General features: G+C 60.5%; 9 protein-coding genes. 4 read left to right on the top strand and 5 right to left on the bottom strand.

The window, feature by feature from the left end; genetic code table 11:
• The 3 genes from ftsY to AC13QY_RS26915 all read left to right on the top strand — a co-directional run.
• Positions 1-910 (top strand): signal recognition particle-docking protein FtsY (ftsY, locus tag AC13QY_RS26925; RefSeq protein WP_488494266.1); only part of this gene is annotated, 910 nt, incomplete at its 5' end.
• 50 nt (positions 911-960) lie between these two features.
• Positions 961-1,638 carry a septation protein A gene (locus tag AC13QY_RS26920; protein ID WP_269244563.1) on the top strand — a complete coding sequence of 226 codons (678 nt, stop codon included), beginning with the start codon at positions 961-963 and terminating at the stop codon, positions 1,636-1,638.
• Positions 1,635-2,225, top strand: a complete 591-nt coding sequence (locus tag AC13QY_RS26915; protein ID WP_112723486.1) for a DUF2585 domain-containing protein — start codon at positions 1,635-1,637, stop codon at positions 2,223-2,225. Before AC13QY_RS26920 ends, AC13QY_RS26915 begins: the two co-directional genes overlap by 4 nt.
• 356 nt (positions 2,226-2,581) lie before the next feature.
• Here the strand turns inward: AC13QY_RS26915 and AC13QY_RS26910 are convergent, their stop codons facing one another.
• The 5 genes from AC13QY_RS26910 to ccmA all read right to left on the bottom strand — a co-directional run bounded on the left by AC13QY_RS26910 (position 2,582) and on the right by ccmA (position 5,763).
• A complete protein-coding gene (locus AC13QY_RS26910) occupies positions 2,582-3,193 on the bottom strand; it encodes a DsbE family thiol:disulfide interchange protein (RefSeq protein ID WP_269244562.1) in 612 nt (203 codons plus the stop codon).
• Positions 3,190-3,363, bottom strand: a complete 174-nt coding sequence (ccmD, locus tag AC13QY_RS26905; RefSeq protein ID WP_113330744.1) for a heme exporter protein CcmD — start codon at positions 3,361-3,363, stop codon at positions 3,190-3,192. Before ccmD ends, AC13QY_RS26910 begins: the two co-directional genes overlap by 4 nt.
• A 1-nt stretch (position 3,364) precedes the next feature.
• The gene (locus AC13QY_RS26900; protein WP_113330743.1) at positions 3,365-4,123 is read right to left on the bottom strand and encodes a heme ABC transporter permease; all 759 of its coding nucleotides are present in this window, start codon (positions 4,121-4,123) and stop codon (positions 3,365-3,367) included.
• 79 nt (positions 4,124-4,202) lie between these two features.
• Complete coding sequence (ccmB, locus tag AC13QY_RS26895; RefSeq protein ID WP_269244561.1) at positions 4,203-4,862, bottom strand: heme exporter protein CcmB; 660 nt, start codon at positions 4,860-4,862, stop codon at positions 4,203-4,205.
• A 253-nt stretch (positions 4,863-5,115) separates the two neighbouring features.
• Positions 5,116-5,763 (bottom strand): heme ABC exporter ATP-binding protein CcmA, encoded by a 648-nt coding sequence (ccmA, locus tag AC13QY_RS26890; RefSeq protein WP_269244680.1) that lies wholly within the window; start codon positions 5,761-5,763, stop codon positions 5,116-5,118.
• 261 nt (positions 5,764-6,024) lie between these two features.
• On the opposite strand from ccmA, the gene acnA reads away from it, so the two are divergent.
• Positions 6,025-8,715, top strand: coding sequence for an aconitate hydratase AcnA (acnA, locus tag AC13QY_RS26885; RefSeq protein ID WP_269244560.1), 2,691 nt, complete (start codon positions 6,025-6,027; stop codon positions 8,713-8,715).
• The last annotated feature ends 187 nt before the right edge of the window (positions 8,716-8,902 follow it).

Here is an 8,902-nt window from a genome sequence, read left to right as displayed (position 1 = left end):
GCGCGCCGGGCTTGCGCGCACCTCGTCGCAGCTGACCGGCCAGATCGCGGCTCTCTTTACCAAGCGCAAGCTCGACGATCAGACGCTGCAGGATCTGGAGGATCTGTTGATCCAGGCCGATCTCGGCGTCGAAACGGCGATGCGTGTCACGGATACGCTGGCCTCCGAACGCTACGGCAAGGATGTGACGGGCGAAGATGTCGGTCGCATCATGGCGCAGGAAATCGCCAAGGTGCTGAAGCCGGTTGCCAAGCCGTTGCAGCTCGATCTCAGCCACAAGCCACATGTGATCCTCGTCGTCGGCGTCAACGGCACCGGCAAGACGACGACGATCGGCAAATTGGCGGCGAAGCTCTCCGGCGCGGGACTGAAGGTCACGCTGGCCGCCGGCGATACCTTCCGCGCCGCTGCGATCGAGCAATTGAAGATCTGGGCTGAGCGCACGAAATCGGACTTCATCGGCACCAAGCTCGGCGCAGACGCTGCCGGCCTCGCCTTCGATGCCTTCCAGCAGGCTAAGGCCAACAAGAGCGACGTGCTGATCATCGATACCGCCGGCCGCCTGCAGAACAAGGCGGAGCTGATGGCCGAGCTCGAAAAGATCGTGCGCGTCCTCGGCAAGCTCGATCCGGATGCACCGCATACGGTTTTGCAGACGCTGGATGCGACGACCGGCCAGAACGCCTTGAACCAGGTGGAAATCTTCCGCAATGTTGCCGGTGTGAACGGGCTAATCATGACCAAGCTCGACGGCACGGCGCGCGGCGGCATCCTTGTCGCCATCTCGGCCAAGCACAAGTTGCCGGTCTATTTCATCGGCGTCGGCGAAGGTGTAGACGATCTCGAGCCGTTCGAAGCCGAGGATTTTGCTCATGCCATCGCCGGTACGGGGGCTGTAAACAGCCAATGAATGACAAGAACAAATTCGATGATAAGTTTGATGACAGGGAAAGTGCCGCAATGACCACCAGCGACAGCGATCTCACCCCAAGTGCTGCCGACAGGCATCATCCGATGCTGAAGCTGGTGCTGGAGCTCGGGCCTTTGCTGGTGTTCTTCTTCGGCAATCTGCGCGGCGAGTGGCTGGCGCAGCATTTTCCGCAGCTGGCGGCGCTCGGCGGCCCGCTCTTCGTCGCCACCGGCCTGTTCATGGCAGCGACGGTGATCTCGCTCATCGTTTCGAAGGTCATGCTCGGCCATCTGCCGCTGATGCCCTTCGTCTCCGGCATCGTGGTGCTGATTTTCGGCGCGCTCGGCATCTATCTTCAGAACGAAACCTTCATCAAGATGAAGCCGACCATCGTCAATGCGCTGTTCGGCATTGTGCTGCTCGGCGGACTTGCTTTCGGTAAGTCGCTGCTCGGCTATGTCTTCAATGCCGCCTTCCAGCTCGATGCCGAGGGCTGGCGCAAGTTGACGCTGCGCTGGGGTATATTCTTCTTCGTTCTCGCCGTGCTCAACGAAGTCGTCTGGCGCGGCTCGAACTGGCTTTATCTTCCGGACACCAAGGCGGCGGATAATCTCTGGGTGAACTTCAAGGTCTGGGGGACGATGCCGATCACCATCCTCTTCACGCTGTCACAGATGCCGCTGATCATGAAGCACACGGTCGAGCCGCCGGTGGAAAACGGTAAATGAGCCAAGCCATCGACGCCCAAAGCCGCTATCGGCAACAGAGCTTCTGGTTCATCGCCTGCGCTGTCGTTTTGCTCGTGCAGATCGTCACCGAATACATGATGGGCCGTGTGCCGATCTGCACCTGCGGCTACGTGAAGCTTTTCGAGCCGGTGGTGAAATCCAGCGGCAATTCGCAGCACATCGCCGACTGGTATACGCCGTCGCACATCATCCACGGTTTCCTCTTCTTCGGTCTCACGCATCTGATCATGCGCGGCAAGCCGCTGTCGATGCGGCTCTTCGTTGCCATGCTGATCGAATCCGGCTGGGAAATCCTGGAAAATTCCCCGATCATCATCAACCGCTACCGCGCCGCAACGATCTCGCTCGACTATGTCGGCGACAGCATCCTCAATTCCTCGATGGATGCCGTGTTCATGGTCGTCGGCTTCCTGTTTGCCTGGCGCGCACCGGTGCTGGTGACGGTCGCCATCGCCATCTTCTTTGAGCTGCTCACCGGATATTTGATCCGCGATAATCTGACGCTCAACGTACTGATGCTGGTCTGGCCGGTTGAGGCGGTGAAGACCTGGCAGGGCGGGATTTAAGAGAGTTTTAAAGCTGGTCCTGTGGCCACCTCGTGGTTCGAGGCCCTATTGCTTGCGCTATGCTTCGGCGATAGGGCACCTCACCATGAGGTGGAGTGGTTCTCGCGGCGATTGGCCGCCAGCCTGGAGCATTTCCAGGAAAAGTGCGAAGCGGTTTTCCGTCCGGAATGCGCTTCAAAACAAGAAGATAGAGCGTTTTTCGCGATTCGAAGAAAAGCGGAAACGCTCTAGCCGCCCTGTGATCTGGGTGATCTCTGGATAACCAGGGAGATTAGCCCTCATGGTGAGGTGCGGAAGCACCCTGAGCTTGTCGAAGGGGGCGAACCACGAGGGCGGGCGGTGAAGCCGCTAGACGTTTAAGACGCCGGTTTCCCCTGCGCCTTCGCTATCGCCGGATAGAGCCCTTCCTTCAAACTTGTCGGCGTAAACGGACCGACCTGCTTGTAGAGGATCGTGCCGTCGGGCGAGACGAGATAGGATTCCGGGATGCCGTAGACGCCCCAGTCGATGGCGGCGGAGCCGTTCGGGTCGATGCCGATGGCGTTATAAGGGTTGCCGAGTTCGCCGAGGAAGCGAAGGGCGTTCTCGCTCGTATCCTTATAATTGATCGCCACGATGTTGAGCTGACCGCCCTTGGCGAGCTCCTTCAGCACCGGATGCTCGTCGCGGCAGGGGACGCACCATGAGGCGAAGACGTTGACGAGCGTCAGCTTGCCCTTGATGGCGTCGTCGGTGAGCGCCGGTAGGTTGGAGCCTTCGAGAGGTGGGAGCGCGAGCTTCGGCGCCTTGGTGCCGATCAGGGCCGAGGGAATGGCCGATATATCAGTGCCGTGCACTTCCTGATCGTACATGACCTTGCCGACGGCGAAGGCGATGCAGGCAAAGACGATCAGCGGGATCAGCGCCAGCAGATAGCGCGCGGTGCCGCTCGATTTCGGCTGATCCTTGTTATCGGCATCCGTGGTCATTTCGTCTCGCTTTCGGCCGCGCGTTGCGAGCGGCGGCGGATGCCGGAGGCCTCCAATGCGGCGAGCTCGCGACGTCGTAGGCGTCCATCGATCCATATCCACGCAATGATGGCGAGGATCATGAAGGCGGCAAAGCCATAGGAGCCAAAGACGTAAAAGGGATGGGACATTCTAATCCTCCCGGCTCGCCAGGCGCGCGGCTATACGGCGCTGGGTGGCGATGCGGCGCCGCCAGATCTCGTTGCGGATCGCCATCAGGTGCAGCGTGAAGAACAGCAGCGTGAAGGCGAGCGCCATGGTGAAGAGCGGCCAGAGGAATTCCGCGGCGATGGCCGGGCCATCCATGCGCATGATGCTTTCCGACTGATGCAGCGTGTTCCACCAGTCCACGGAGAATTTGATGATCGGAATATTGATGAAGCCGACCAGTGTCAGGATCGAGGCGACGCGGGCAGCTTTTGATGGATCGTCCATGGCGCGGTTCAGCGCGATCAGGCCGAGATACATCAGGAAGAGGATGAAGACCGAGGTCAGGCGTGCATCCCAGACCCAATAGGTGCCCCACATCGGCTTGCCCCAGAGCGAACCGGTGACCAGCGCGATCAGCGTGAAGGCGGCGCCGAGCGGTGCCGCCGTCTTGCCGGCGACATCGGCGAGCGGATGGCGCCAGACCAGCGTGCCGATCGCCGACATGCTCATGATCGTATAGCACATCATCGACAGCCAGGCGGCCGGAACGTGAATATACATGATGCGGACCGTATCGCCCTGCTGATAATCGCCTTCGGTCGTAAAGGACAGATAGAGGCCGATCGCGAAGAGCACGGCCGAGATGGCCGCTAGCCAGGGAATGAGACGCGCCGAGAAAGCCAGGAACCGCGTGGGATTGGCAAGGTCGGAAAATCGGCTGATCGCAGTGATATCGCTCATGCGGCTTGTTTAACCCGATATGGCATTTCCGGCAATCGACCGCATTGTCCCGGATGGACGAAACAGTATCTTATTGCGATCAATCAGTCGTGTTCCGCAGGGCAAGAGCAGCAGCGGCCGGGCCGAGGACGGCGAAGAACAAGGTGAGCGCGATCAGGATCAGGAAGGGCGGCAGGAACGGCTGCGGCCCTTCGACGGCGGCATAGGTGGCGCTGACGCCGAAGATTAGCACCGGAATGGTGAGCGGCAACACCAGAATGGAGACCAGTAGCCCGCCGCGCGGCAAGGCCACGGCGACCGCAGCACCGACCGCGCCGATGAAGGTGATCGCCGTCGAGCCGACGAGCAGCGTCAGCGCCGTCGCCCCGATTGCCGTCTCGTTCATATTCATAAAGAGGCCGAGCAGCGGCGAGGCAATGACGAGCGGCAGGCCTGTCGCCACCCAATGCGCTGTGCATTTGATGAAGACCGTCAGTACCAGCGGCGTTTCCTGCATGACGAGCAGATCGAGCGAGCCGTCGTCACGCTCGGCCTGGAACAGCCGATCAAGGCCGAGGAGGCTCGCCAGCAGCGCGCCGATCCAGACGATGGCCGGGCCGATGCGCGAGAGGAGCTTGAGGTCAGGCCCGACGCCGAAAGGGATGACGGCGACGACGGTGAGGAAGAAGAGGATGCCGATCAACGCCCCGCCGCCAGCGCGCACCGAAAGTCTGAGGTCGCGGAGGAAGAGGGCGGTCATGGGGAAATCCTGCCGTGCTGAAAGATACCCCCCTCTGTCGCTCTCGCGACATCTCCCCCACAAGGGGGGAGATTGGTAACTTGTGGCGCGTGCATGCCCTCTTCTGAGATCGAATCCGCAGATGGAGAAGCTGAGCTCGTTGGCTTTATGAGCAGACGCAGCAAACTCCCGCCAATCTCCCCCCTTGTGGGGGAGATGTCACGAAGTGACAGAGGGGGGTAATGAAGGCTCGGCAAGTTCGGTGCTATCGATTTCATCCCCACACCCCCTCACTCACCCCGGCAAACCCCGTCATCCGCATTTCCTGCACATTCTCCAGACCCAGTGGCTGGTGCGTTGCAGCAAGAACGATGCCGCCGGTCTTCTGATGGGCGGTGATGAGACCGGCGAAGAGCTGATCGGCCGAGCTGTCGAGAGCTGCCGTCGGTTCGTCGAGGATCCAGATCGGGCGGTAGGCGACCAGAAGTTTGGCAAAAGCGATTCGCCGCTGCTGGCCGGCCGAAAGGTAGCCGAAGGGCAGATGTGTGATGCTGGCGAGCCCGACGGCGTCGGCGGCCTCATCGACATCGAGGCTAAAGCCATCAGCCATGTCGCCGAAAAAGGTTTTCCAGAAGGTCAGATTTTCGGCGACCGTCAGCTCGGATTTCATCGCGTTGCGGTGACCAAGATAGTGGCTGGCCTCGCCCGCGGGGCGTCCCGGTTCGCCGCCATTTCCGGTGAATGTGACGCTGCCTTTCTCCTGTCTGAGAAGGCCCGCCACAACGCGCAGAAGCGTCGATTTTCCCGAGCCGTTGCGGCCGGTCAGGATGAGGGCGTCGCCACCATCCAAGTCAAAGGAAACGTTCGAGAAAATCAGGTCTTCGCCCCGCCTCGCCGCCAGATTTTCAGCGCTTAGATGCATTCGCTCCGGCTTTCCCCGTTTTCGTTGCTGCAGCGCGCAAAAAATTGTCCAAATTTGCGCTTTGTCACTCTGGCAACTCTTTACGAAATTATCTATAAGACCTGCAACCACGCCAGCGGTCGGCGTGAATTCCATCCTTGCGCCGAACTTAAGGTTTTCCCTTACGTGCGGACAGCGGAAATGGCCGTACCCGCATCCTGATGTGCATAAAGTGCATAGGCGTTCGCACGACTGTGTTGGCTATCAGAAACGGGGTATCTCGTGTCTAAATCTCTTGACAGTTTTAATTGTCGTTCCACGCTGACCGTGGGCGGGAAAGACTATGTGTATTTCAGCCTTCCCAAGGCTGAAGCCAATGGTCTTCCCGGCGTTTCCAAGCTGCCTTATTCCATGAAGGTGCTTCTGGAAAACCTGCTGCGTTTTGAAGACGGGCAGTCGGTCACCAAGGAACATATCCTTGCCGTCGCCGAATGGCTGACCAACAAGGGCACCGTCGAGAACGAAATCGCCTATCGCCCGGCGCGCGTGCTGATGCAGGACTTCACCGGCGTTCCGGCCGTTGTCGACCTTGCTGCCATGCGCGACGCGATGGTTTCGCTCGGTGGCGATCCGGAAAAGATCAACCCGCTCGTTCCCGTCGACCTCGTCATCGACCACTCGGTCATCGTCGACGAATTCGGCACACCGCAGGCTTTCGCCAAGAACGTCGAGCTGGAATACCAGCGCAATGGCGAGCGCTACCGCTTCCTGAAGTGGGGCCAGCAGGCATTCAAGAACTTCCGCGTCGTTCCTCCCGGCACCGGCATCTGTCACCAGGTGAACCTCGAATACCTCGGCCAGACTGTCTGGACGAAGGAAGAAGACGGCGAAACCATCGCCTATCCCGACACCTGCGTCGGCACCGATTCGCACACGACGATGATCAACGGCCTTGGCGTTCTCGGCTGGGGTGTCGGCGGCATCGAGGCTGAAGCCGCCATGCTCGGTCAGCCGGTCTCCATGCTGCTGCCTGAAGTCATCGGCTTCAAGCTCACCGGCAAGCTCAAGGAAGGCGTTACCGCGACCGATCTCGTTCTGACCGTCGTGCAGATGCTGCGTAAGAAGGGCGTCGTTTCCAAATTCGTCGAATTCTTCGGCCCCGGCCTCGACAACATGCCGCTCGCCGACCGCGCCACCATCGGCAACATGGGTCCGGAATATGGTGCGACCTGCGGCTTCTTCCCGGTCGACAAGGAAACGCTGCACTATCTCAACATGTCCGGCCGCACCAAGGACCGCATCGCGCTCGTCGAAGCCTATTCCAAGGCTCAGGGCATGTGGCGCGACAATGACGGTTCCGACCTCGTCTTCACCGACACGCTGGAACTCGACCTCGGCGACGTCGTGCCGTCGATGGCCGGTCCGAAGCGTCCCGAAGGCCGCATCGCGCTGGAAAACATCGCTTCCGGCTTCGCGACCTCGCTGGAAACCGAATACAAGAAGCCCGGCCAGCTTTCCAACCGCTATGCGGTCGAAGGCACGGATTTCGATATCGGCCATGGCGACGTCGCCATTGCCGCCATCACCTCCTGCACCAACACCTCCAACCCGTCGGTGCTGATCGCTGCCGGCCTTCTGGCCCGCAACGCCGTTGCCAAGGGCCTGAAGAGCAAGCCGTGGGTCAAGACCTCGCTGGCGCCGGGATCTCAGGTCGTCGGCGAATATCTTGCCAAGTCCGGCCTGCAGGCCGATCTCGACAAGCTCGGCTTCAACCTGGTCGGCTTCGGCTGCACCACCTGCATCGGCAATTCCGGCCCGCTGCCGGCGCCGATCTCGAAGACGATCAACGACAAGGGCCTGATCGTTGCCGGCGTCCTCTCCGGTAACCGCAACTTCGAAGGCCGCATCTCGCCCGACGTCCAGGCGAACTATCTCGCTTCGCCGCCGCTCGTCGTCGCCTACGCGCTCGCCGGCTCGGTGCAGCTCGACCTGACGAAGGAGCCGATCGGCGAAGACCAGAACGGCAAGCCGGTCTATCTGAAGGACATCTGGCCGACCTCGCACGAGGTTCAGGAGTTCATCCAAAAGTACGTCACCCGCGAGCTTTATGAAACCAAGTATGCCGACGTCTTCAAGGGCGACGCCAACTGGCAGGCCGTGCAGGTTCCTCCGGGCCAGACCTATGCGTGGGACGACAACTCGACCTATGTGCAGAACCCGCCCTACTTCGTGGGCATGGGCAAGAAGGGCGCCGGCGTTTCCGACATCAAGGGCGCGCGCGTTCTTGGCCTCTTCGGCGACAAGATCACCACCGACCATATTTCTCCGGCCGGCTCGATCAAGGCTGCCTCGCCGGCCGGCTCCTACCTTATCGACCATGGCGTCGGCATTGCCGACTTCAACCAGTACGGCACGCGCCGCGGCAACCATGAAGTCATGATGCGCGGCACGTTTGCCAACATCCGCATCCGCAACCACATGCTCGGCCCGAACGGCAAGGAAGGTGGCTACACCATCCATTATCCGTCCAAGGAAGAGACGTCGATCTACGATGCGGCCATGCAGTACAAGGCCGAGGGCGTTCCGCTCGTCATCTTCGCAGGCGTCGAATACGGCAACGGCTCCTCGCGCGACTGGGCTGCCAAGGGCACGAACCTGCTCGGCGTGCGCGCCGTCATCGCCCAGTCCTTCGAGCGCATCCACCGCTCGAATCTTGTGGGAATGGGTGTCATCCCCTTCGTCTTCGAGGAAGGCACCACCTGGGCAAGCCTCGGCCTGAAGGGCGACGAACTCGTGACGATCGAAGGCCTGGAGAACATCAAGCCGCGCGAGCGCAAGATCGCCAAGATCACCTATGGCGACGGGTCGGTGAAGGATGTTCCGATCCTCTGCCGCATCGATACGCTGGACGAGGTCATCTACGTCAACAATGGCGGCATCCTGCAGACCGTTCTGCGCGATCTCGCCGCCTGATAGGTATTAAACGCTGTTATGGGAGGCCGCCGGAAAACTCTTCCGGCGGCCTCTTGTTTTTCACGGTGATGTGTACTGCGAGACTTCTGCTCACTCCGGCCTCACCCCATCGTGATTTTGCGTCATCGCGTTAAACTATTATCTCTTGTTTCAGATTTTTCGGGCTTGATGTGGCCTGGTCGCCCCA

Source organism: Martinezella sp. CNPSo 3795 (assembly GCF_057784475.1).
Note: the sequence above shows the minus strand (reverse complement) of the source record. Positions and strands in the feature narration are given on the sequence as shown.